The organism is Klebsiella sp. KE9456 (assembly GCF_043832615.1).
Lineage (GTDB): Bacteria > Pseudomonadota > Gammaproteobacteria > Enterobacterales > Enterobacteriaceae > Klebsiella > Klebsiella indica.
Genome location: NZ_JBDYQK010000017.1, coordinates 56467 through 79686 on the forward strand (window position 1 = coordinate 56467; position 23220 = coordinate 79686).

The following is a 23220-nucleotide window of genomic DNA, read 5'->3' on the forward strand; positions in this document are numbered from 1 at the left end:
CCGGCCGCAGGGGCCGGTTTTCAGGTGCAGACGTTACTCTACAGGATGCGGGCGGGTTGGTTCCGCCGTGGCTGTACGGGTTGCGCTATGGCCGCCAGCGGCGCCTTTGCCATCAAAAGCAAATTTCGGGCGAACCCAGTCGCTCTGGCGAGGCGCCTCCGGCACGTAGTCAGGTGCCGGGGCTCGGGTCATCGGCGCGGTCGCATGACGATTTCCCACCACGACAACCGGAGCGGCGGTGTCAGGTTTTGGTTCAACAACCGATTCCGCAACCGGGGCTGCCACCGGCGCGGAAACCACAGGGGCGTCCTCAACGGCAGTAACCGTGTCTTCGACGACAACAGGCGCCTGAGCGACGATCGCCGCTTCCGCTCCGGCTGCGTCTTGTGCAGCGGTTTCAGTGGTAGCCTCTTGTGCAACGGCCTCTACGGCTTCGGCGGCAACGTCATCGGCGACGGCCTGGTCAACCTCTGCAATCAACTGCGGCTGTTCATCAACCGGGGCAGCGATAACGTCCGGATGAGTTGTTTCGACCACCGCAACGTCAGGCTCGCTGATCGTCGCCTGCGGCTCAACAACCTCAACCTCTGCCGGATTCACAGCATTTTCTTCAACAACGTCAGGCGCGATGACTTCCGCGACAACCGGTTCTGCGCTAACCGCGGGTGTAACTTCCGGCGCGACTGCCGCAGCGGTCAGTGCCTGATCCTGAACCTGGGCCTCTTCTTGCTGCTGGTCCTGTGGACGAACAACCGGGTAACGGATCCACACTTTGCCAGACGCCATTTCCGGCGATGCGCAGGCAACGGCCAGCGGCATCGGGGATTGTGTCGGGTAACGCTCATCACGGTAGCGACGGCGACGCTGGCCGCTTACGCGCAGATGGCGTGGTGAACGACGCGAACGACGCGGCATTCCGTTAGTCTCACGAGCTTCACCGTTATCGTCGCTCTCCGCTGTTGCTGTGGTCTCAACAACCGCTGGCAGATCGACTTTTGCCAGTTCAGTGCGTGGGGCAACGGCTTCCGGCTGAGCGGCGTCTGTTTGCCCGGCAACGACCGCTTCGGCGACGTCTGCCGCAGCGGATTCAATGCGCACCTTCTGTGCCAGCTGGCGCGGTTTGCGACGTGGCATCGTCTGAACCCGCTCTTCCTGCTCGCTATCCTGTGCTACCGGCTCTTCACGGGTTTGCGCTTTTGCTTCCTGTTGCGCCTGGCGCTTGTCATCGTTACGACGACGATTACGTTCACGACGCGGCTGCTGCTCGTCGCGGGTTTTGCCTTTTTCGCTGTCTTCGTTCACGGTCTGACGAGACTCGCGCGGCTCGACGTTTTGCGGTTTCTCACGACGATTGCGTCGGTTTTCTTCACGAGGTTCACGAACGTCGCCATTTTCAGCGCGATTATCACGGTTCTCGCGACGATCGTTACGATCTCGCCGGTTGTTTGCGCGAGGTTTGCGACGCTCCTGTTGACGACCGGATTTCTCTTCGCTTTTCTTCTCGACCGGCGTTGCGGCCGGTTTGGCCTCATCCGCGCCGGAGAACATATTTTTCAGCGCGCTGAAGAAGCGTGAAATCAGACCCGGTTGCGCAGGGACAGAAACGTGAGGCGCCACCGGGGCGCTGGTGACCACTGGCGCTTTAGCCGGGGCTTCCTGTGCCGGCGCAGGAGGCACATCCGGCATCACAAACGCGGCCAGCGCCGGTTGCTCAGGAAGTTTACGTTCGGCAGGTTCTTCATCCGAAGGTAACGCCATCTCTTCTTCGTGCAGCTTCGGCAGCAGATAGCTCAGGGTCGAGGTCTCTTCGCCTTTACGCACGCGCAGAACAGAGTAGTGCGGCGTTTCCATCTGGTCGTTTGGCACGATGATGACGCGCACATCCGTCTGACGGTTTTCAATCGCGCTGACCGCAGCACGTTTTTCGTTCAGCAGGTAAGAGGCAATCGGTACGGGCACAATCGCGTGCACTTCTTTGGTGTTCTCTTTCAGCGCCTCTTCTTCAATCAAACGCAGAATGGAGAGCGACAAAGACTCGTTATCGCGGATAGTGCCTGTGCCGCTACAGCGCGGGCAGACGTGGTGGCTGGATTCGCCCAGCGACGGGCTCAAACGCTGGCGCGACATCTCCAGAAGGCCAAAACGTGAAATATGGCTGATCTGGATACGCGCTCTGTCCTGACGCACGGCTTCACGCAGGCGATTTTCCACCGCGCGCTGGTGGCGTACCGGAGTCATATCGATGAAGTCGATTACGATCAGACCGCCGAGGTCGCGCAGACGCAGCTGGCGGGCGATTTCATCGGCCGCTTCAAGGTTAGTGTTGAACGCCGTTTCTTCGATATCGCCGCCGCGGGTTGCCCGTGCGGAGTTGATATCGATAGCGGTCAGCGCTTCTGTGCTATCAATAACGATAGAACCGCCGGAAGGCAGACGAACTTCGCGCTGGAATGCGGATTCAATCTGCGATTCGATTTGGTAGTGGCTGAACAACGGGATTTCGCCGGTGTACAGTTTGATTTTGCTGCTGAAATCCGGACGCCCCAGCGCCGCGATATGCTGGCGAGCCAGCTCAAGCACTTTTGGGTTGTCGATAAGGATTTCGCCGATATCCTGACGCAGATAGTCGCGAAAGGCGCGGACAATCACGTTGCTTTCCTGGTGGATCAGAAACGGAGCAGGGCGACTTTCAGCGGCTTTCTGAATGGCTTCCCAGTGCTTCAGGCGGAAACTTAAGTCCCACTGCAGCGCCTCGGCGGATTTGCCGACGCCAGCGGTACGTACGATAAGTCCCATGCCTTCCGGCAGCTCAAGGCTGGCCAGCGCTTCTTTAAGCTCGGTGCGATCATCACCCTCAATACGGCGCGAAATACCACCAGCACGCGGGTTGTTCGGCATTAATACCAGATAACTTCCCGCCAGGCTGATAAACGTGGTCAGCGCGGCGCCTTTATTGCCGCGTTCTTCTTTATCAATCTGCACAATAACTTCCTGACCTTCACGCAGCACATCCTTAATGTTTGGACGGCCATGGGAATTGTAGCTGGCAGGGAAGTATTCGCGGGCAATTTCTTTGAGAGGGAGGAAACCATGACGCTCGGCACCATAATCAACAAATGCGGCTTCGAGGCTCGGTTCAATACGTGTGATTTTGCCTTTGTAGATGTTCGCTTTTTTCTGTTCGTGCCCGGGGCTTTCGATATCCAGGTCGTACAGGCGTTGCCCATCAACAAGGGCGACACGCAACTCTTCCTGCTGAGTTGCGTTGATTAACATTCTTTTCATCGTAACTTACTCATTATTCTTACATTGACGACTAAGCTGCGGGCAGAGTAACGCCTTACCGGGAGAAACCGATGGCCTCGTGTCTGTTTCACGTCGCCAACCTCACGGTTGTCGCGCGCTTAAGAGGCGCAGAGTGTCGGTTGCCTGTATTTCAAACGGAAACACAATGCAATTATCAGGGGAACTGCCTGGGATGTATCACCAGAGAAGATTCCATTTATACTCAATGTTTTTCACGTTGCAGGCAAAGTGGCTTAACTTGCTCACCTTAATCATCAGACTGAGATGAACATCCGGGGAACCCGGAAGTTGACGCCTTCCTGCGATGTGAAATCCATAGAGCCTGTACCGGTAAGGACTGCAACCCGCAGCCCGCTAACTGTCTGAAAGATCAATACGTCTTACGCCATTGCTGCGTGGATGAACGGTCAGACAAAATTGGTCATTCCGCTAATTTCTTGTTCTAACAAGGTTCAGCACGGAAAACTGCACCATTATTCCATTGCTGAGCGCGTTATAGCAAGTTGACTTTCACCTTTTATTACCCGCTTACTCACCGTTTTTTCACCTGTGTATACAGATTGTTCTAATAACCAACAAAATACCGGAGGAGCATGTGATGATATGCGGATGATGATAAATATAAGCATATAAAAATGAGTGGCGCTAATGCGCCGGGATATTTAGAATCGCGCACCATGAAAACTGAGATCCCAAGCGTAAAAATGGTTGCCATTGCTGATGATGAAGCCGGGCAACGTATCGACAACTTTTTGCGTACGCAACTGAAAGGCGTACCGAAGAGCATGATTTATCGCATCTTGCGTAAAGGCGAGGTGCGGGTGAACAAAAAACGCGTTAAGCCGGAGTATAAACTGGAAGCCGGCGACGAAGTGCGTATCCCGCCTGTGCGGGTGGCAGAGAAAGAAGAAGAGGCGGTGTCGCCGCATTTGCAAAAAGTGGCTGCGCTGGCTGATGTGATTCTCTATGAAGATGAACATATTCTGGTGCTTAACAAACCTTCCGGCACGGCAGTGCACGGCGGCAGCGGCCTGAGTTTTGGCGTGATTGAAGGCTTGCGGGCGTTGCGCCCGGAGGCCCGTTTCCTGGAACTGGTGCATCGCCTCGATCGCGACACATCTGGCGTTTTGCTGGTGGCGAAAAAGCGTTCGGCGCTGCGTTCGCTGCACGAGCAACTGCGCGAGAAAGGGATGCAGAAGGATTATCTGGCGCTGGTGCGCGGCCAGTGGCAGTCGCATATGAAAGTGGTGCAGGCGCCCTTGCTGAAAAACATTCTGCAAAGCGGTGAACGTATTGTGCGGGTAAACCAGGAGGGGAAACCCTCGGAGACGCGTTTTAAAGTCGAAGAGCGTTATACGCATGCCACGCTGGTACGCTGCAGCCCGGTAACCGGGCGTACGCACCAGATTCGTGTGCACACACAATATGCTGGTCACCCCATCGCGTTCGACGATCGCTATGGCGATCGTGAATTCGACAAGCAACTGGCAGGAACGGGCCTTAATCGCCTGTTCCTGCATGCCGCCGCGCTGAAGTTTACGCATCCGGGAAGTGGCGAGGTGCTGCGTATTGAAGCGCCGCTGGATAATCAGCTAAAGCGCTGTCTGCAGGTATTGCGTAGCACGAAATAATCCGCAGCAGTTCAGGGTTTAAGCCACTTATCCAGCCAGGGGAAAACCGCATCCTGCTGCTCTTTATAAAAGACGTGGCCCAGTTCCGGCCACGTTTTCGTTTCAAGTCGGTCCTGCGCTTTTTGTGATGCCCAGACGCTGCGTACTTTTGCGAAGGCATCGTTTACGGCCTCAGCCGGGAACAGCTTATCCTGACCACCGCTATAAATAAGCATCGGTTTTGGCGCCGCAATGCTGGCGATATCGGGGATATCCAGACGCGTGGATAAGCCCGGGTGCAGCATATAAAATGCCGATTGACCGCGCAGGATGTTATTACCCGCTTGCATCAGGCCGCTCCTGGTGCCAAACCAGGAGATAACGGCAGTGGCGGCCACATTATCGGAGAGCGCGGCAAGTTGCCAGGCGCGAAAGCCTCCCATCGAGAAACCCAGCACCCCGATTCGTGTACTGTCAACTTTTTTGAGCGTAGTGAGAAAATTGACGGTGCGCAGATCTTCGTAGGCCATTTCACCGGCCAGCGAGCGTCCAAGATTAAAATAGTTGCTGGCCAGCGCCTGCTGCTGTTCGTAAACCATGGGCCCGCGATCTCCCCAGCCTGGGCTATCAATGGCGATCACGAGATAACCGCGCTTTGCCAGTTCGTCACCGATGAATCTACCGGTGAAAAATTTATCCGCCCACGCCTGGGCGCTGGCTAACTGCGCGGCATTATTCCATGGGCGAATGAGCTTTTCCTTACCGATATCAAACTTAGCGCCATGATCGTGAAGCAGAACGATCGCCGGGTGAGGGCCTGCGGATTTTGGCGTCAACATCAGGGCGGCGATTCGATTATCGTCGGTGATATTGAGCGCGATTTTTTCGGCGAGATAATTTCCGCGATCTTCCGTCATGATCGTCTGCGGATCAAAGGGGATGGTTGAATCAGGCGTGAGCAGAGATTGCCGAAGCAGTTGACGGGCATGCTGTCGCCAGTGATTAAAATCGCTATAGCGGCCAGAGAGCCAGGAATCCGGGTAAGTCATTTGTGCTTTCAACTGTTGCCAGGAGGCGGGGAGATTGCCGTCTACCACACCTTGACGCTGCCAGTCATCGGCGTTGGCGCTGGCGGCGGCCAGCAGGGTAATAGCTAAAAGCGCGACGCGACTATTCATCGGGGCTCCATTTTTAAAATAAAACGATGTTTCATTATTGTGTGGATTGTAATGGAGGCAGAGAAATAAACTGTGATCGACAAGACAATAAAGGAGTCGATAACACCCCGTAGTGTGGGCGTGTTGTGCTGCTTGCCGCACCGCCAGGCGGGCCTGTCGGATGAACGGGTCGCGCTGGCATAAAGAAAAGGGCGCAGGAATCGGGGGCGGGCGGTGAAATCCCTGATTCCCGTTTTCTGTCTCCTTAGGCAAGCAGCGGATTAAATCCTTCCCGACGCAGCATCTGACATAAGGCGATTAGCGGTAAACCGACCAGCGCGTTCGGATCGCGTCCTTCCAGGCGTTCGAAAAGCGTGATGCCTAAACCCTCGCTTTTGAAACTTCCGGCACAGGCTAACGGATTTTCTTTGCGAATATAGCTGTCAATTTCCTGGTCGCTTAAATGGCGAAAATGAACATCAAAGGGTTCACATTCGGTTTGTAAATGACCCCTGGCTGAATTGTATAACGCCAGCCCGGTATAAAACGTCACGATGGTGCCGCTGGCTTTCTTCAACTGACGATGGGCATTTTCCGCCGTGTGCGGCTTACCGGTAATTTCGCCATCCAGGACGCAAACCTGATCGGAGCCTATAATAAGGTGTTGTGGATAGCGCTCGGCGAGGGCCTGCGCTTTAGCTTGCGCCAGGCGCATCACCAGCTGGCGCGCCGGTTCGCCGGGCAGCGGCGTTTCATCAACCTCCGGCGCCGCGCAGGCAAAAGAGACCGACAGCTTTTCCAGCAGCATCCGCCGCCAGGGGGAGGTTGACGCGAGGATCAGTTCAGACATATTTTTTCATCCACATATAGCGCTTCGCAGTGCATCATTTTAAACTATGCGCCGCAATGTGTGCGAATAAATGGCAAAAGGCAACCTGAGGCTGCCTTTTTCTTTGACTCTATGACGTTACAAAGTTAATATGCGCGCCCTATGCAAAAGGTAAAATTACCCCTGACTCTCGATCCGGTTCGCACGGCTCAAAAACGCTTAGATTACCAGGGTATCTATACTCGTGATCAGGCTGTGCGTGTCGCTGATTCTGTTGTCAGCGTGGACAGTGATGTGGAATGTAGCATGTCGTTCGCTATTGATAACCAGCGTCTTGCCGTTTTACGCGGCGATGCGACGGTGTCAGTAACCCTCGAATGTCAGCGTTGCGGGAAACCGTTCTCTCATCATGTCCACACAACGTATTGTTTCAGCCCCGTCAGAAATGACGAACAGGCCGAAGCACTGCCGGAAGCGTATGAGCCGATTGAGGTTAACGAATTCGGTGAAATCGATCTGCTGGCGCTGGTTGAAGATGAAATTATCCTCTCCTTGCCTGTAGTTCCGGTGCATGATTCTGAACACTGTGAAGTGTCCGACGCGGACATGGTCTTTGGTGAACTGCCTGAAGAGGCACAAAAGCCGAACCCATTTGCCGTATTAGCCAGCTTAAAGCATAAGTAATTGAGGAGTAAGGTCCATGGCCGTACAACAGAATAAACCAACCCGTTCCAAACGTGGCATGCGTCGTTCACATGACGCGCTGACCGCTGTCACCAGCCTGTCTGTAGACAAAACTTCTGGTGAAAAACACCTGCGTCACCACATCACTGCCGACGGTTTTTACCGCGGCCGCAAGGTAATCGCTAAGTAATCACGCATTACTCCATGGATTTCGCGTTGCAAAAAGAGGCAAGCGAGAGCGCGCCGGTAGCATAGATGATGTAACTGGCGTGAATGCGCGCAGTCACCCCCTTGCAACGTGAAAGACAAAGAGTAAACGCGTGATGAAGCTTAGTGAGGATTTCCCTGGGTGACCGGGGAATAACTGAACCGGGCAGCGACGATACTTTGACACGTCTAACCCTGGCGTTAGATGTCATGGGTGGGGATTTTGGCCCTTCCGTGACGGTGCCTGCAGCTTTGCAGGCACTGAATTCTAACTCACAACTTACACTCCTTTTAGTCGGCGATCCCGACGCAATCGTACCATTACTCGCCAAAGCTGATTTCGAGCAACGTTCGCGTTTACAGGTTATTCCTGCGCAGTCAGTTATTGCCAGTGATGCTCGTCCCGCACAAGCGATTCGCGCCAGTCGCGGTAGCTCAATGCGCATGGCGCTGGAGTTAGTGAAAGAAGGGCGGGCGGAAGCCTGTGTGAGCGCAGGAAATACCGGCGCGCTGATGGGGCTGGCCAAGCTGTTGCTCAGGCCTATTGACGGGATTGAGCGCCCGGCGCTGGTCACGATGTTACCGCATCAGTTAAAGGGCAAAACGGTGGTGCTTGACTTAGGCGCCAACGTCGATTGCGATAGTACGATGCTGGTGCAGTTTGCCGTGATGGGGGCCGTTCTTGCCGAAGAAGTTATCGGCATTAAGAATCCCCGCGTTGCGCTGCTGAATATTGGTGAAGAAGAGACGAAAGGTCTCAGCAGTATTCGCGATGCGGCAGCCGTCTTGAAAACGTTGCCGACCCTGAATTATATCGGCTATCTGGAAGCCAATGAATTATTGACGGGGAAGACGGATGTTCTGGTTTGTGATGGATTCACAGGCAACGTCACATTAAAAACGATGGAAGGTGTTGTCAGAATGTTCCTTTCACTGTTGAAATTACAGGGAGAGGGGAAAAAAAGGTCGTGGTGGTTGCTTTTATTAAAGCGTTGGTTACAAAAAAGCCTGTCGAGGCGATTCAGTCACCTCAACCCCGACCAGTATAATGGTGCTTGTCTGTTAGGATTGCGCGGCTCGGTGATTAAAAGCCACGGGGCTGCTAATCAGCGCGCTTTTTGCGTCGCGATAGAACAGGCGGTGCAGGCGGTGCAGCGGCAGGTTCCCCAGCGAATCGCCGCTCGCCTGGAATCTTTATACCCTACAGGTTTCGAACGGCCTGAGAGCGCCCAAACGGAAACGCCGGGTCACGGACCCGGGTGACCGGATACGATCGACGCCTCACAGTTTGACTAAACCAGGTATATTACCCAAGAGTGACTGAGCGTACATGTATACGAAGATTATTGGCACCGGCAGCTATCTGCCTGAGCAAGTGCGTACTAACGCCGATTTGGAAAAAATGGTTGATACGACTGACGAGTGGATTGTGACTCGTACCGGTATCCGCGAACGCCGTATTGCCGCACCGAATGAAACAGTCGCTACTATGGGCTTTGCAGCCGCTAAGAATGCGCTGGATATGGCGGGCGTTAAGCCGGAGCAAATTGGTCTGATTGTTGTTGCGACCACCTCCGGAACCCATGCGTTCCCCAGCTCAGCTTGCCAGATTCAATCAATGCTGGGTGTTAAAGGTTGTCCGGCGTTTGATGTTGCCGCGGCGTGCGCAGGGTTTACCTACGCGTTAAGCGTTGCCGATCAATACGTAAAAAATGGCGCGGTTGATTATGCGCTGGTTATTGGCGCGGATGTTCTGGCGCGTACCTGCGATCCCGCCGATCGCGGAACAATTATTATCTTCGGCGATGGCGCGGGTGCAGTGGTGCTGGGGGCTTCTGAAGAACCGGGAATTATCTCAACGCATTTGCATGCGGATGGCAGCTACGGCGAACTACTGACGCTGCCGAACGCCGATCGCGTCGAGCCGGAAAATTCAATTTATCTGACGATGGCGGGCAACGAAGTCTTTAAAGTCGCGGTGACCGAGCTGGCGCATATCGTTGATGAGACCTTAGCGGCGAATAATCTCGAACGTTCTGAGCTGAACTGGCTGGTGCCGCATCAGGCTAACCTGCGTATTATCAGCGCCACGGCGAAGAAACTGGGGATGTCGATGGACAACGTGGTGATAACCCTTGACCGGCATGGCAATACGTCGGCGGCTTCTGTTCCCTGCGCGCTGGATGAGGCGGTTCGTGATGGTCGCATCGAGCGTGGTCAGTTGATTCTGCTGGAAGCCTTCGGTGGTGGTTTCACCTGGGGTTCCGCGCTGGTTCGTTTTTAGTATAAGGATTTAAACATGACGCAATTTGCTTTTGTGTTCCCGGGACAGGGTTCTCAGAGTGTCGGGATGCTGTCGGATATGGCGGCGGCTTACCCGGTCATCGAAGAGACATTCCGTGAAGCCTCTGCGGCGTTGGGTTACGATCTGTGGGCGCTTGCGCAGCAGGGCCCGGCGGAAGAGCTGAATAAAACCTGGCAGACGCAACCGGCGCTGCTGACCGCGTCTGTCGCGCTGTATCGCGTCTGGCAGACGCAGGGCGGTAAAGCCCCTGTTCTGCTGGCGGGCCACAGCCTCGGCGAATATTCTGCGCTGGTCTGCGCGGGCGTGATCGATTTTGCCGACGCCGTGCGTCTGGTTGAAATGCGCGGTAAGTTTATGCAGGAAGCGGTGCCGGAAGGCACTGGCGCGATGTCGGCGATTATTGGCCTCGACGATGCGGCGATTGCCAAAGCCTGCGAAGAGTCTGCTCAAGGGCAGGTTGTTTCACCGGTGAACTTTAACTCGCCGGGCCAGGTGGTTATCGCCGGTAACAAAGAGGCCGTCGAACGTGCCGGCGCCGCCTGTAAAGCGGCGGGCGCTAAACGTGCGCTGCCGCTGCCGGTCAGCGTACCGTCACACTGCGCGCTGATGAAACCAGCGGCGGAAAAACTGGCCGTTGAATTGCAAAAAATCACCTTTAACGCGCCGACGATTGCGGTGGTGAACAACGTTGATGTGAAAAGCGAAACCGCGCCCGATGCTATCCGCGATGCCTTGATCCGTCAGCTTTACAGCCCGGTTCAGTGGACCAAAACCGTTGAGTTTATGGCAGCGCAGGGCGTAACGCATCTGTATGAAGTGGGGCCGGGTAAGGTCCTCACCGGTCTGACTAAACGTATTGTTGACACCCTGACAGCCTCCGCGCTTAACGAGCCGGCGGGCCTGTCTGCGGCGCTTGAGCAATAAAAGAGGAATACCATGAGTTTTGAAGGAAAAATCGCGCTGGTCACCGGTGCAAGTCGCGGTATTGGCCGCGCAATCGCTGAAACGCTCGTTGCCCGTGGCGCGAAAGTTATCGGTACTGCGACCAGCGAAAGCGGCGCACAGGCGATTAGCGATTATTTAGGTGCGAACGGCAAAGGTTTGCTGCTGAATGTGACCGATCCTGCATCTATTGAATCTGTTCTTGGAAATATTCGCGCAGAATTTGGTGAAGTTGATATCCTGGTAAATAATGCCGGGATCACTCGTGATAACCTGTTAATGCGCATGAAAGATGACGAGTGGAACGATATCATCGACACCAATTTGTCATCTGTTTTCCGTCTGTCAAAAGCGGTAATGCGCGCTATGATGAAAAAGCGTTATGGGCGTATTATCACTATCGGTTCTGTGGTTGGTACCATGGGAAATGCGGGTCAGGCCAACTACGCTGCGGCGAAGGCGGGTCTGATTGGCTTCAGTAAATCACTGGCTCGCGAAGTTGCGTCCCGTGGTATTACTGTAAACGTTGTTGCTCCGGGCTTTATTGAAACGGACATGACGCGTGCGCTGACTGATGAGCAGCGTGCGGGTACGCTGGCGGCTGTTCCTGCGGGGCGCCTTGGCTCTCCAAATGAAATTGCCAGTGCGGTTGCATTTTTAGCCTCTGACGAAGCGAGTTACATCACCGGTGAAACCCTTCACGTCAACGGCGGAATGTATATGGTCTGATCGAGTTTTGCGCAAAACGTTCAGGAACCGCGCAGTCCGTGCAGTTCCCTGCGATGTTTTGTGCAAAATGATTTGCGTTATTAGGGGATATGGCCTCAAAATAACGTAAAATCGTGGTAAGACCTGCCGGGATTTAGTTGCAAATTTTTCAACATTTTATACACTACGAAAACCATCGCGAAAGCGAGTTTTGATAGGAAATTTAAGAGTATGAGCACTATCGAAGAACGCGTTAAGAAAATTATCGGCGAACAGCTGGGCGTTAAGCAGGAAGAAGTCACCAACAATGCTTCCTTCGTTGAAGACCTGGGCGCTGATTCTCTTGACACCGTTGAGCTGGTAATGGCTCTGGAAGAAGAGTTTGATACTGAGATTCCGGATGAAGAAGCTGAGAAAATCACTACAGTTCAGGCTGCCATTGATTATATCAACGGTCACCAGGCGTAAGTGAGCATCTCCAGGCGGTCGTTCGACCGCCTGAGTTTTATCTATATTTTGTCCCACAAGAATCTATTTTCCCTCCCTGGAGGACAACCGTGTCTAAGCGTCGTGTAGTTGTGACCGGACTGGGCATGTTGTCTCCTGTCGGCAATACCGTAGAGTCTACCTGGAAAGCTCTCCTTGCCGGTCAGAGTGGCATCAGCCTGATCGACCATTTCGATACTAGCGCCTATGCAACCAAATTTGCTGGCTTAGTAAAGGATTTTAACTGTGATGATTTCATCTCGCGCAAAGAACAGCGCAAGATGGACCCCTTCATTCAATATGGAATTGTCGCTGGCATTCAGGCCATGCAGGATTCTGGCCTTGAAGTGACGGAAGAGAATGCGACCCGCATCGGTGCTGCTATTGGCTCCGGTATTGGCGGTCTCGGTTTGATCGAAGAAAACCACAGTTCGCTGGTAAAAGGCGGACCGCGTAAGATCAGCCCGTTCTTTGTTCCTTCCACAATTGTTAACATGGTGGCCGGGCATCTGACCATCATGTTTGGTCTGCGTGGGCCAAGTATCTCCATCGCGACCGCTTGTACGTCAGGCGTACACAACATTGGCCACGCAGCGCGCATCATTGCCTATGGCGATGCCGACGCTATGGTTGCCGGTGGTGCGGAAAAGGCCAGTACCCCACTGGGCGTAGGCGGTTTTGGCGCGGCGCGTGCGCTGTCCACGCGCAATGATAACCCGCAGGCGGCAAGTCGCCCGTGGGATAAAGAGCGTGACGGTTTCGTGCTGGGCGATGGCGCGGGCATGCTGGTACTGGAAGAGTACGAGCACGCGAAAAAGCGCGGTGCAAAAATTTACGCTGAAGTCGTCGGTTTCGGTATGAGCAGCGATGCCTACCATATGACGTCGCCGCCGGAAGATGGCGCTGGCGCGGCGCTGGCGATGGTGAACGCCATTCGTGATGCGGGCATTGAAGCCAGCCAGATTGGCTACGTCAACGCCCACGGTACTTCTACGCCGGCAGGCGATAAAGCAGAAACGCAGGCGGTGAAATCCGTTTTCGGTGACGCAGCCAGCCGCGTAATGGTCAGCTCCACCAAGTCAATGACGGGTCACCTGTTGGGCGCTGCGGGCGCGGTAGAGTCAATCTATTCGATCCTCGCCCTGCGCGATCAGGCGATCCCGCCAACCATTAACCTGGATAATCCGGATGAAGGCTGCGATCTGGACTTTGTTCCGCACGAAGCGCGCCAGGTCAGTGGTATGGCGTATACGCTGTGCAACTCTTTTGGTTTCGGTGGCACTAACGGTTCGCTGATCTTTAAAAAGGTGTGATGTGCGCCCGACGTAACATCGTTGATGTCGTCAATGCGCATCGGAAAACTGGCCCGCTTGTCGGGCCTTTTTTATTCGGTTTTCTCCGCTTGCTCCATACCTTTCCTCCTGCGACACTGACCGGTCAGCGATAAGGAGTCCTTTATGTTTTTGATAAATGGCACTAAAAGTGAAACGCTTGCGGTTAACGATCGTGGTGTACAGTTCGGCGACGGCTGTTTTACCACCGCCCGCATCGTCAGAGGCCGCGTTCAGTTCCTTGTGGCCCATCTGGAGCGGTTGCGGACTACCTGTGAAAAACTTTTTATTCCCTATAATGAGTGGGCATTATTACGTCAGGAGATGAAGCATCTTGCGCAATCGCAGCAGGATGGCGTACTGAAGGTGATGATCACACGTGGAGCGGGAGGACGTGGCTACAGTACCGCAGGGTGTGTGAATCCCACGCGTATTCTTGGCGTATCACCTTATCCTGCCCACTATACCCGCTGGCGCGAAGAGGGGATCTCTGTGACGCTGAGTCCTGTTCAACTGGGACGTAACCCTTCCCTGGCGGGACTTAAACATCTCAACCGCCTGGAGCAGGTGCTGATTCGTTCTTATCTTGAGCAGACGGACGCCGATGAAGCGCTGGTCCTTGACAGTGACGGGTGGCTTACGGAATGCTGTGCCGCAAACGTATTCTGGCGTAAAGGCTTTGACGTATATACTCCACGCCTCGAACAAGCGGGCGTTAACGGTATTATGCGTCAGCATATTCTCGCGCAGCTGGCACCCTCGCCGTTTCGTGTTGTCGAAACCACCGCACGCCCAGAGGCGTTACGCGATGCCGATGAGGTGCTTGTCTGCAACGCATTAATGCCGCTGGTGCCGGTTCGCCGCTGGGACGATATATGCTGGTCCGCGCGGGAGCTTTACCCTATTTTAGCCCCATTGTGTGAGCTGTCTGATTAGTTATGAAGAAAATGTTACGTTTCATCCTGTTGCTGGTGGTGATGCTGGGCATCGCCGCAGGCATCGGTATGTGGAAGGTTCGTCAACTGGCGGACAGCAAGTTACTGATTAAAGAAGAGACTATTTTTACTCTTGCCGCGGGTACCGGACGTCTGGCGTTGGGGCAGCAGTTGTATGGCGAGAAAGTGATTAACCGGCCCCGGGTTTTCCAGTGGCTGTTGCGCGTTGAGCCGGAGTTATCTCATTTTAAGGCCGGGACCTATCGTCTGACGCCTGAAATGACGGTACGGCAGATGCTGCAACTTCTGGTCAGCGGCAAAGAAGCCCAGTTTCCGCTACGCTTCGTTGAAGGGATGCGGGTGAGTGATTATCTGCGCGAGCTGCGCGATGCGCCTTATGTGAAGCATACGCTGGCGGATGATAGTTATGAAACCGTTGCTAAAGCGCTCAACCTGGATCATGCGGATTGGGTTGAGGGCTGGTTCTGGCCGGACACCTGGATGTATACCGCCTATACCAGCGACGTCGCAATCCTCAAACGCGCACATGAGAAAATGGTTTCTGAAGTTGAAAAGGCCTGGGCAGGGCGAGCGGATAATCTGCCGTATAAGGATCAGAATCAACTGCTGACGATGGCGTCGATCATTGAGAAAGAGACGGCGGTACCCGAAGAGCGCGATCGCATCGCGTCTGTATTTATTAATCGTTTACGGATCGGTATGCGCCTGCAAACCGATCCGACCGTGATTTACGGGATGGGTGAGCGTTATAATGGTAGGTTAACGCGTAAAGACCTGGAAACCCCTACTGCTTACAATACCTATGTCATTAACGGCATGCCGCCAGGGCCAATTGCTACACCGGGTGAAGCCTCACTGAACGCTGCCGCGCATCCGGCAAAAACGCCTTATCTCTATTTTGTCGCAGATGGTAAGGGCGGGCACACGTTTAGCACTAACCTGGCCAGCCACAACCGTGCGGTACAGGACTATTTAAAGGTACTTAAGGAAAAAAATGCGCAGTAACTATATTGTCATCGAAGGCCTGGAGGGGGCGGGGAAGACTACCGCACGTAATCTGGTGGTGGAGACGTTGCAACAGTCAGGCGTCAGCGATCCGCTGTTTACCCGCGAACCGGGCGGCACCATTCTGGCCGAGAAGCTGCGTAGCCTGGTGCTGGATATCCAATCTACCGGCGATGAGGTGATCAATGATAAAGCGGAAGTGCTCATGTTTTATGCCGCTCGGGTGCAACTGGTCGAAACGGTGATTAAACCGGCGCTGGCCCGTGGACAATGGGTGATTGGCGATCGTCACGACCTGTCGACTCAGGCTTACCAGGGCGGGGGACGCGGTATCGATCAAACAATGCTGGCGACGCTGCGGGATGCGGTGCTGGGGGATTTTCGCCCTGATCTGACGCTCTATCTTGACGTTACCCCTGAGGTCGGCCTGAAACGTGCTCGCGCACGCGGTGAGCTTGATCGCATTGAACAGGAGTCGCTGGATTTCTTTAATCGTACCCGCGCACGCTATCTTGAACTGGCGGCGCAGGACGCCACTATTCGCACCGTTGACGCCACGCAGCCGCTGGAGGCTGTTGCGCGCGACATTCGCGCTGCGGTCACTCAGTGGCTCGCGGAGCAGCGTGCATGAAATGGTATCCGTGGTTACGCCCCTCTTTTGAACAGTTAGTCTCCAGCTACCAGGCGGGACGGGGGCACCATGCGTTACTGGTCCAGGCCCTACCAGGAATGGGGAGTGACGCGTTGATTTATGCGCTGTGCCGCTTCCTGATGTGTCACCAGCCCCAGGGGCATAAGAGCTGCGGTCATTGTCATAGCTGTCAGTTGATGCAGGCCGGTACCCATCCTGATTATTATCTCCTGGCCCCTGAAAAGGGAAAGATTTCCCTTGGGATCGACGCTGTGCGTGAGGTAAGCGAAAAGCTTTATGAACGCGCCCGATTAGGGGGGGCTAAGGTAGTATGGATAGACGATGCCGCGATGCTGACTGACGCAGCGGCCAATGCATTACTGAAAACGCTGGAGGAGCCGCCGGAGAATACCTGGTTCTTCCTTGCCTGTCAGGAGCCCGCTCGCTTGCTGGCTACGTTGCGTAGCCGCTGCCGCTTGCACCATCTTGCTCCCCCGTCAGAACACTATGCGCTGGCGTGGCTGGAGCGAGAAGTGACAATGTCACAAGATGCATTGCTGACGGCGTTACGCCTCAGCGCCAATGCGCCAGCGGCGGCTCTGGCGCTGTTACAGGAGGCGCACTGGGCCTCACGCCAGCAACTGTGTCAGACACTGGCGACAACTTTAACCCACGGTGACTGGCTGACCCTGTTGCCGATTCTGAACCATGAACAGGCCGCCGTTCGTCTGTACTGGCTGGCATCGCTGCTGGTTGATGCGCAAAAAAGGCAGCAGGGGGTCACGCTGGTCAGCAACCCGGATGTCTGGCCTCTGTTGAATCAACTGGCCGCCACGTTGCCTGCCGCCTGCTTACAGGCGATTGCGGGTGATGTTGGCGTCTGCCGGGAACAGCTGTCGAGTGTGGTCGGCGTTAATCGCGAACTGCTACTAACCGAGCGTCTTCTGCGCTGGGAACACTATCTGCAACCCGGGGCGGTTTTGCCCCTATCCCACCTCTGAGAGAGACATCATGATTTTAGTCGACTCCCATTGCCATCTTGATGGCCTGAATTATCAAACGCTGCATAAAGATGTAGACGATGTGCTGGCAAAAGCCTCTGCGCGTGATGTGAAATTTTGTCTGGCGGTTGCTACGACGCTGCCGGGGTATCGTGATATGCGCAAACGGGTGGGCGAGCGTAACGATGTGGTTTTCTCGTGCGGCGTGCATCCGTTAAATCAGGATGAAGAGTATGACGTTGACGAGCTCCGCAAACTTGCGGCAGAGGAAGGGGTAGTGGCGATGGGAGAAACCGGCCTGGACTATTTCTACACGCCGGAAACTAAAACGCGTCAGCAGGCATCGTTTCGTGACCATATTCGCATTGGTCGGGAGCTGAATAAGCCGGTTATCGTGCACACCCGCGACGCCCGGGCTGATACGCTGGCGATTTTGCGCGAGGAAAACGTGATGGATTGTGGCGGCGTACTACACTGTTTCACTGAGGACAGGGAGACGGCGGGTAAGCTGCTGGATATGGGATTCTATATCTCGTTTTCCGGTATTGTGACGTTCCGTAATGCAGAACAGCTTCGTGATGCTGCGCGTTATGTGCCTCTCGACCGCCTGCTGGTCGAGACCGATTCACCATACCTGGCCCCGGTACCGCACCGAGGTAAAGAGAACCAGCCGGCGATGGTTCGGGATGTCGCCGAGTACATGGCGGTTCTGAAAGGTGTTTCGCTGGAGCATCTGGCACAACAGACCACGGAAAATTTCATTACGCTTTTCCATATCCATCCCTCCAGGCTGCAATCTGTCTGATACTCCTATTATTTTAATGCTCGTAATTAATAGCTAAAGCGAGTAAAGTTCACCGCCAAAAATGCGGCGGTGAAGGGGTTCTGACAACCTTCAAGACCATGATGTGTAAACTAACGTAAATTTTTATCTAATGTCTGTTTGAAACGTGATAGCCGTCAAACAATCATTCGGGGAATTATTTTACTCTGTGTAATAAATAAAGGGCGCTTAGATGTCCTGTCCACGGTGCGGTTCTCCCCCCGCGCCAATGCGTGAAAGCGTAAAAAAAGCACCAAATACTCAGGAGCACTCTCAATTATGTTTAAGAATGCATTTGCTAACCTGCAGAAGGTCGGTAAATCGCTGATGCTGCCAGTATCCGTACTGCCTATTGCAGGTATTCTGCTGGGCGTCGGTTCTGCGAACTTCAGCTGGCTGCCAGTCGTCGTCTCTCACGTCATGGCGGAAGCGGGCGGTTCGGTCTTCGCTAATATGCCGCTGATTTTTGCTATCGGTGTCGCACTGGGCTTCACCAATAATGATGGCGTATCCGCGCTGGCATCGGTTGTCGCGTACGGCATCATGGTGAAAACCATGGCGGTTGTGGCGCCATTGGTTCTGCATTTACCCGCGGAAGAAATCGCGGCTAAACACCTGGCGGATACCGGTGTCCTTGGCGGTATTATCTCGGGCGCTATCGCAGCGTATATGTTCAACCGCTTCTACCGTATCAAACTGCCTGAATATCTGGGCTTCTTTGCGGGCAAGCGCTTTGTGCCGATTATTTCCGGTCTGGCCGCGATCTTCACCGGTGTGATCCTGTCCTTTATCTGGCCGCCGATCGGTACTGCTATCCAGACGTTCTCTCAATGGGCCGCGTACCAGAACCCGGTTGTGGCGTTCGGTATCTATGGCTTTATTGAGCGCTGCCTGGTGCCGTTTGGTCTGCACCATATCTGGAACGTTCCTTTCCAGATGCAGATTGGCGAATACACCAACGCTGCGGGTCAGGTCTTCCACGGCGATATCCCACGCTATATGGCGGGCGACCCGACGGCGGGTAAACTGTCCGGCGGCTTCCTGTTCAAAATGTACGGTCTGCCGGCTGCTGCAATTGCTATCTGGCACTCCGCGAAACCGGAAAACCGCGCGAAAGTGGGCGGTATCATGATCTCCGCGGCGCTGACCTCGTTTCTGACCGGCATTACCGAACCGATCGAATTCTCTTTCATGTTCGTTGCGCCGATCCTGTATGTTATTCACGCAATTCTGGCAGGTCTGGCCTTCCCTATCTGTATCCTGTTAGGGATGCGTGATGGCACGTCGTTCTCTCATGGGTTGATCGATTTCATCGTTCTGTCCGGCAACAGCAGCAAGCTGTGGTTGTTCCCGATTGTGGGTATCTGCTACGCGATCGTTTACTACGTCATATTCCGTGTGCTGATCAAAGTACTGGATCTGAAAACGCCGGGTCGTGAAGACGCAACGGACGACAGCAAGGCTGGCGTCGCCAGCGAGATGGCTCCGGCGCTGATTGCCGCCTTTGGGGGTAAAGAGAACATTACCAACCTGGATGCATGTATCACCCGTTTGCGTGTGAGCGTGGCGGATGTAGCGAAAGTTGATCAGGCGGGCCTGAAAAAACTGGGCGCCGCTGGTGTGGTGGTTGCAGGTTCAGGCGTTCAGGCGATTTTCGGTACCAAATCCGATAACCTGAAGACTGAAATGGATGATTATATCCGCAGCAACTAAGTTGTGATGTGGGGAGACTAAGGCAGCCAGACGGCTGCCTTTTTTAATGCGCGCAATAAATCTGTGGCGACCAGGCTGCAGAAGGCCGTAATAAATAACATTCTGCAGGCGGAAGCAGAGTAGACATTACTTTCGTCGTCCCATCCGTAAAAAGAGCGTCACGCCGGTAAGCAAAATAAAAACCGGATGACGCCCGTAACGGACCCGCTTTAGCCTGTTACTCCCTTTACGCTGCGAATAAGGGATCAGAACTGATAGCTGGCAGTGATACTAAAGTTGCGGGGTTCACCGTACACAATCGAACCATCAATATTGGTATCGTAGGTTTTGTCAAACAGGTTATTAACGTTACCCTGTATGGCAAAATTTTTGCTGACCTGATAACGGGTGAACAAATCAACCAGCGCATAGCTGCCTTGTTCGGCACGGAAAGTACCGTATGGCGTCACCTTATCTGTATAAACGCGGTTCTGCCAGGTGACACCGCCGCCCACCGTCAATGCGGGCATAGCCGGCAGGCGATAGCGAGTGAAGAGTTTGACGCTGGTGCGCGGCAGATTCGGGTTTACCGTATTGCCTTCATTGTCTTTGGCGACAAAGCGCGTGGCCCCGAAGGTCATCTGCCAGTTATCGGTGAGCGCGCCGTTGATTTCAAATTCCACCCCTTTGCTTACGGTACCGTTGACGGTCTTATAAGCGTCTTCGCCGTTGCTGCCGGGAATTTGCGCGCCGGTCGCCTGGGCGAGATTATCCTGTTCGATTCGGAAAAGGGAGAGGCTGGTGGTCAGGCGGCTATTCATCCAGTCTGACTTCAGACCGACTTCATAGTTATTCCCGGTAATGGGCGTCAGATATTTTCCGGAAATATCGCGCTTATTCTGCGGCTGGAAGACGGAAGTATAGCTGGTATAAGCCGACCAGTTATCGTTGATGTCGTAGACCACACCGGCATAGGGGGTGGTATGATTTTTCTCCATAGTGTAGGTCAGCGTCTCGATACTCCAGTTGTTAAAGCGGACGCCAAGGATCAGATGCAGCGGGTCAAGCAGCGAAAAGCGCGTCGCCGCGTACAGCGACTTCATCCGCGTGGTATCGTCCTGCGCCAGGCTCTGCGGACCCCAGTTGGTTTCCGGGAAGCCGCTGCTATTGAAGTTATAGAAACTGCCGATCTCATCCGGGAAGACGTTCGCCCAGGCGCTGAAATAGCGGTTATTTTGTTTACTGTAGCTGCCGCCAATCATCAGATTATGCTGGCGGCCGAACAGGTCGTAGCCGCCGTCAACGAACAGATCCAGAGCATCAACTTTTCGCTTGCCGCTGTTCCAGCCGGTTCCGCCGACGTAGTCGTAGCCTGCGCCGTAATTACTGTAGGGGCCCTCCAGCATTCCGGTGTCTTTGTTGACGTACGCATCTACATACATCATTTTACTGTCGAACTTAACCTCTGAATGGGTTGCATTCAGGGTCGCCTGCCAGGTTTCGGCAAAGCGCTGTTTCAGCGTGACGAAAACTTTGTTGAACTCTTTATCGTTATAGGCCCAGTCCGGTGAGGTACTGTGGGCGCGATCGTAGTGGTTCTTGCTGCCATCCGTGTTCCAGCGCGGCAGACCTCCCCATGTCGGGCTATTGACGTCGATACGTTGATATTCGTAGCCTGCGGACAAGCGGGTTGATGTCCCGAGGTCAGCATCGATAATACCGGAGAAGAAGGTTTTCTCATTGTTATAGCGATCGAGCCATGAATCGTTGTTCTGGTAGCCCGCGATAATACGGGCGCGTACGTTGCCATCTTCAGTCAGCGGGCTCTGCAGATCGGCAACGTAGCGCTGCTTGTTCCAGCTACCATACTCCGCGGAGACATGACCTTTGAACTCACGGCTGGTTGCGTGTTTGCGAATCATATTGATTGAAGCGGCTGGGTTACCTGTGCCGGTCAATAAGCCATTGGCACCACGTACGATTTCGACCCGCTCGAAGAGGGCCATATCAGAAAGCGCGTCGCCGAGATTCCAGCGGGATTCAAACCATGTCGGGATGCCATCAACCATATAGTTGTCGATCTGAAAACCGCGTGAGTAATAGGTGGTACGATCGGAGTCCGCCTGACTACCGTTGATCCCGAGCGTGTGATCCATCACGTCGCCGAGCGTTTGTAACTGCTGATCCTGCATCCGCTGTTCGGTGATGATGCTGACCGATTGCGGAATATCGCGCTGGGTCATTTCCATTTTAGTCCCGGCAGCGGTGGTTTTGACGTTGTAATCCTGCGCTTGTGTATCGGAATCATTATTAGTGGAACCGTCTACAATAATGGTGTCTTCGCTATTGGCGGCGTGGCTGAGATGAGGGAAGAGCGCCAGGGTAATAGCCATAGCAAGCAGGGATGGTGCAATACGCCCATCACGAGAAGATGTGGAGAGAAACATTGTAATTCCTTGATCATATGAGTGTTGTTATTCGCCATGGATCTGTGTCCGCGGTCGATTGGGAATATTTCTACTTATGAATGCAAATGAGAAATATACGCATTAATATTTAATATGTAAACATAAGTAACATAGATGCTGTGAATGGTTTCCGCGAAGACTGCCGTAGGGGAAAACGTACGAAGTGATGAATCAACCAACAGCTAAATGGTTTGTTGCGTAAGAAAAAACGCATTCAGGTTGAAAGAGAGGGAGTAACTCGCTCATACTCTTAGGCGAATCCTGTGCATCCGCGTTTATCTGCAGAGGCAGGCCAGAGCACAGTTAAAAATTAAGAAGGAATCAGTCATGGCAGAAGAAACGATTTTCAGCAAAATCATTCGCCGGGAGATCCCGTCGGATGTGGTCTATCAGGACGAGTTAGTTACCGCCTTTCGCGATATCTCTCCGCAGGCGCCGACCCATATTTTAATCGTTCCCAATATTCTGATTCCTACCGTTAACGATGTGACCGCCGAGCATGAGCTGACGCTGGGGCGTATGATGACCGTAGCAGCGAAAATTGCCCGCGATGAAGGGCTGGCCGACGATGGTTATCGTCTGATCGTCAACTGCAATCGCCACGGCGGTCAGGAGGTCTATCATATCCATATGCATTTGCTGGGTGGTCGCCCGCTAGGCCCGCTACTGGCCCATAAAGGCTAATACTCGTGCGCATGATCCCTTTCTGTGTCTTCCTGGCGGTAGTGCTGTTGGCCGGATGTCGTTCGCATCCGGAAATTCCGGTCAGCGATCGGCAAAGTCTGGTGATGGAGTCCAACGTCCTGGCCGCAGGGATTAGCGCTGAAGTACCGACGGTGAGCGCATCCGAGATCCAGGCGAGGGCGACAACCAGAGTGTTTAATGAACGCCCGGTACCGGTCACCGTGCATTATCGCTTTTTCTGGTATGACGCCAGGGGACTGGAGATGCACCCGCTGGAGCCTGCGCGTAGCATAACAGTCCCTGCGCACGCTTCCGTTACGCTGTATGGCAGTGCCAATATTCTCGGGGCGCACAAGGCCCGACTTTATCTTTATCTGTAAGAGGTCTTCGTAATG

21 protein-coding genes are annotated in these 23220 nt (G+C 54.2%); 17 read left to right on the top strand and 4 right to left on the bottom strand.

The window, feature by feature from the left end:
* Positions 1 to 33 precede the first annotated feature (33 nt).
* Positions 34 to 3285, bottom strand: coding sequence for a ribonuclease E (rne, locus tag ABK821_RS17440; RefSeq protein ID WP_343178471.1), 3252 nt, complete (start codon positions 3283 to 3285; stop codon positions 34 to 36).
* A gap of 698 nt (positions 3286 to 3983) precedes the next feature.
* On the opposite strand from rne, the gene rluC reads away from it, so the two are divergent.
* Positions 3984 to 4937, top strand: coding sequence for a 23S rRNA pseudouridine(955/2504/2580) synthase RluC (gene rluC / locus ABK821_RS17445; RefSeq protein WP_171034878.1), 954 nt, complete (start codon positions 3984 to 3986; stop codon positions 4935 to 4937).
* 11 nt (positions 4938 to 4948) lie between these two features.
* Here the strand turns inward: rluC and ABK821_RS17450 are convergent, their stop codons facing one another.
* Positions 4949 to 6094, bottom strand: a complete 1146-nt coding sequence (locus ABK821_RS17450; protein ID WP_343178472.1) for an alpha/beta fold hydrolase — start codon at positions 6092 to 6094, stop codon at positions 4949 to 4951.
* Between the two features lie 244 nt (positions 6095 to 6338).
* Positions 6339 to 6923, bottom strand: a complete 585-nt coding sequence (locus ABK821_RS17455) for a nucleoside triphosphate pyrophosphatase (protein WP_138361169.1) — start codon at positions 6921 to 6923, stop codon at positions 6339 to 6341.
* A 141-nt stretch (positions 6924 to 7064) separates the two neighbouring features.
* Here ABK821_RS17455 and yceD point away from each other — a divergent pair, with 141 nt between their 5' ends.
* From yceD to ptsG, 14 genes are all read left to right on the top strand, one after another.
* Positions 7065 to 7586: a 23S rRNA accumulation protein YceD gene (gene yceD, locus ABK821_RS17460; protein ID WP_138361170.1), complete on the top strand. Its 522-nt coding sequence runs from the start codon at positions 7065 to 7067 to the stop codon at positions 7584 to 7586.
* 16 nt (positions 7587 to 7602) lie between these two features.
* The gene (gene rpmF / locus ABK821_RS17465) at positions 7603 to 7776 is read left to right on the top strand and encodes a 50S ribosomal protein L32 (RefSeq protein ID WP_000290724.1); all 174 of its coding nucleotides are present in this window, start codon (positions 7603 to 7605) and stop codon (positions 7774 to 7776) included.
* Between the two features lie 197 nt (positions 7777 to 7973).
* Positions 7974 to 9056 (top strand): phosphate acyltransferase PlsX, encoded by a 1083-nt coding sequence (gene plsX, locus ABK821_RS17470; protein ID WP_185929245.1) that lies wholly within the window; start codon positions 7974 to 7976, stop codon positions 9054 to 9056.
* A 67-nt stretch (positions 9057 to 9123) separates the two neighbouring features.
* Entirely contained in the window at positions 9124 to 10077 is a 954-nt protein-coding gene (locus ABK821_RS17475; RefSeq protein WP_138361172.1) for a beta-ketoacyl-ACP synthase III, read from the top strand.
* Between the two features lie 15 nt (positions 10078 to 10092).
* Complete coding sequence (gene fabD / locus ABK821_RS17480) at positions 10093 to 11022, top strand: ACP S-malonyltransferase (protein WP_138361173.1); 930 nt, start codon at positions 10093 to 10095, stop codon at positions 11020 to 11022.
* Between the two features lie 12 nt (positions 11023 to 11034).
* Entirely contained in the window at positions 11035 to 11769 is a 735-nt protein-coding gene (gene fabG, locus ABK821_RS17485; protein ID WP_138361174.1) for a 3-oxoacyl-ACP reductase FabG, read from the top strand.
* 210 nt (positions 11770 to 11979) lie between these two features.
* The gene (acpP, locus tag ABK821_RS17490) at positions 11980 to 12216 is read left to right on the top strand and encodes an acyl carrier protein (RefSeq protein ID WP_000103754.1); all 237 of its coding nucleotides are present in this window, start codon (positions 11980 to 11982) and stop codon (positions 12214 to 12216) included.
* A gap of 89 nt (positions 12217 to 12305) precedes the next feature.
* A complete protein-coding gene (gene fabF, locus ABK821_RS17495) occupies positions 12306 to 13547 on the top strand; it encodes a beta-ketoacyl-ACP synthase II (protein ID WP_138361175.1) in 1242 nt (413 codons plus the stop codon).
* Between the two features lie 144 nt (positions 13548 to 13691).
* The gene (gene pabC / locus ABK821_RS17500; protein ID WP_138361176.1) at positions 13692 to 14501 is read left to right on the top strand and encodes an aminodeoxychorismate lyase; all 810 of its coding nucleotides are present in this window, start codon (positions 13692 to 13694) and stop codon (positions 14499 to 14501) included.
* 2 nt (positions 14502 to 14503) lie between these two features.
* A complete protein-coding gene (yceG, locus tag ABK821_RS17505; protein ID WP_138361177.1) occupies positions 14504 to 15526 on the top strand; it encodes a cell division protein YceG in 1023 nt (340 codons plus the stop codon).
* Positions 15516 to 16157 carry a dTMP kinase gene (tmk, locus tag ABK821_RS17510; RefSeq protein ID WP_138361178.1) on the top strand — a complete coding sequence of 214 codons (642 nt, stop codon included), beginning with the start codon at positions 15516 to 15518 and terminating at the stop codon, positions 16155 to 16157. The genes yceG and tmk overlap by 11 nt, the downstream gene beginning before the upstream one ends.
* Entirely contained in the window at positions 16154 to 17158 is a 1005-nt protein-coding gene (gene holB, locus ABK821_RS17515; RefSeq protein ID WP_343178473.1) for a DNA polymerase III subunit delta', read from the top strand. The genes tmk and holB overlap by 4 nt, the downstream gene beginning before the upstream one ends.
* A 10-nt stretch (positions 17159 to 17168) precedes the next feature.
* Positions 17169 to 17963 (top strand): metal-dependent hydrolase, encoded by a 795-nt coding sequence (locus tag ABK821_RS17520; protein ID WP_142502123.1) that lies wholly within the window; start codon positions 17169 to 17171, stop codon positions 17961 to 17963.
* Between the two features lie 297 nt (positions 17964 to 18260).
* Positions 18261 to 19694, top strand: coding sequence for a PTS glucose transporter subunit IIBC (gene ptsG / locus ABK821_RS17525; RefSeq protein ID WP_138361181.1), 1434 nt, complete (start codon positions 18261 to 18263; stop codon positions 19692 to 19694).
* A 245-nt stretch (positions 19695 to 19939) separates the two neighbouring features.
* On the opposite strand, the gene fhuE is transcribed toward ptsG, so the two are convergent.
* Positions 19940 to 22120, bottom strand: a complete 2181-nt coding sequence (gene fhuE, locus ABK821_RS17530; RefSeq protein WP_343178474.1) for a ferric-rhodotorulic acid/ferric-coprogen receptor FhuE — start codon at positions 22118 to 22120, stop codon at positions 19940 to 19942.
* A gap of 348 nt (positions 22121 to 22468) precedes the next feature.
* Between fhuE and hinT the strand changes: the two genes are divergently transcribed.
* Positions 22469 to 22825, top strand: coding sequence for a purine nucleoside phosphoramidase (gene hinT / locus ABK821_RS17535; protein ID WP_138361183.1), 357 nt, complete (start codon positions 22469 to 22471; stop codon positions 22823 to 22825).
* 11 nt (positions 22826 to 22836) lie between these two features.
* Positions 22837 to 23205, top strand: coding sequence for a YcfL family protein (locus ABK821_RS17540; protein WP_343178475.1), 369 nt, complete (start codon positions 22837 to 22839; stop codon positions 23203 to 23205).
* Positions 23206 to 23220 lie beyond the last annotated feature (15 nt).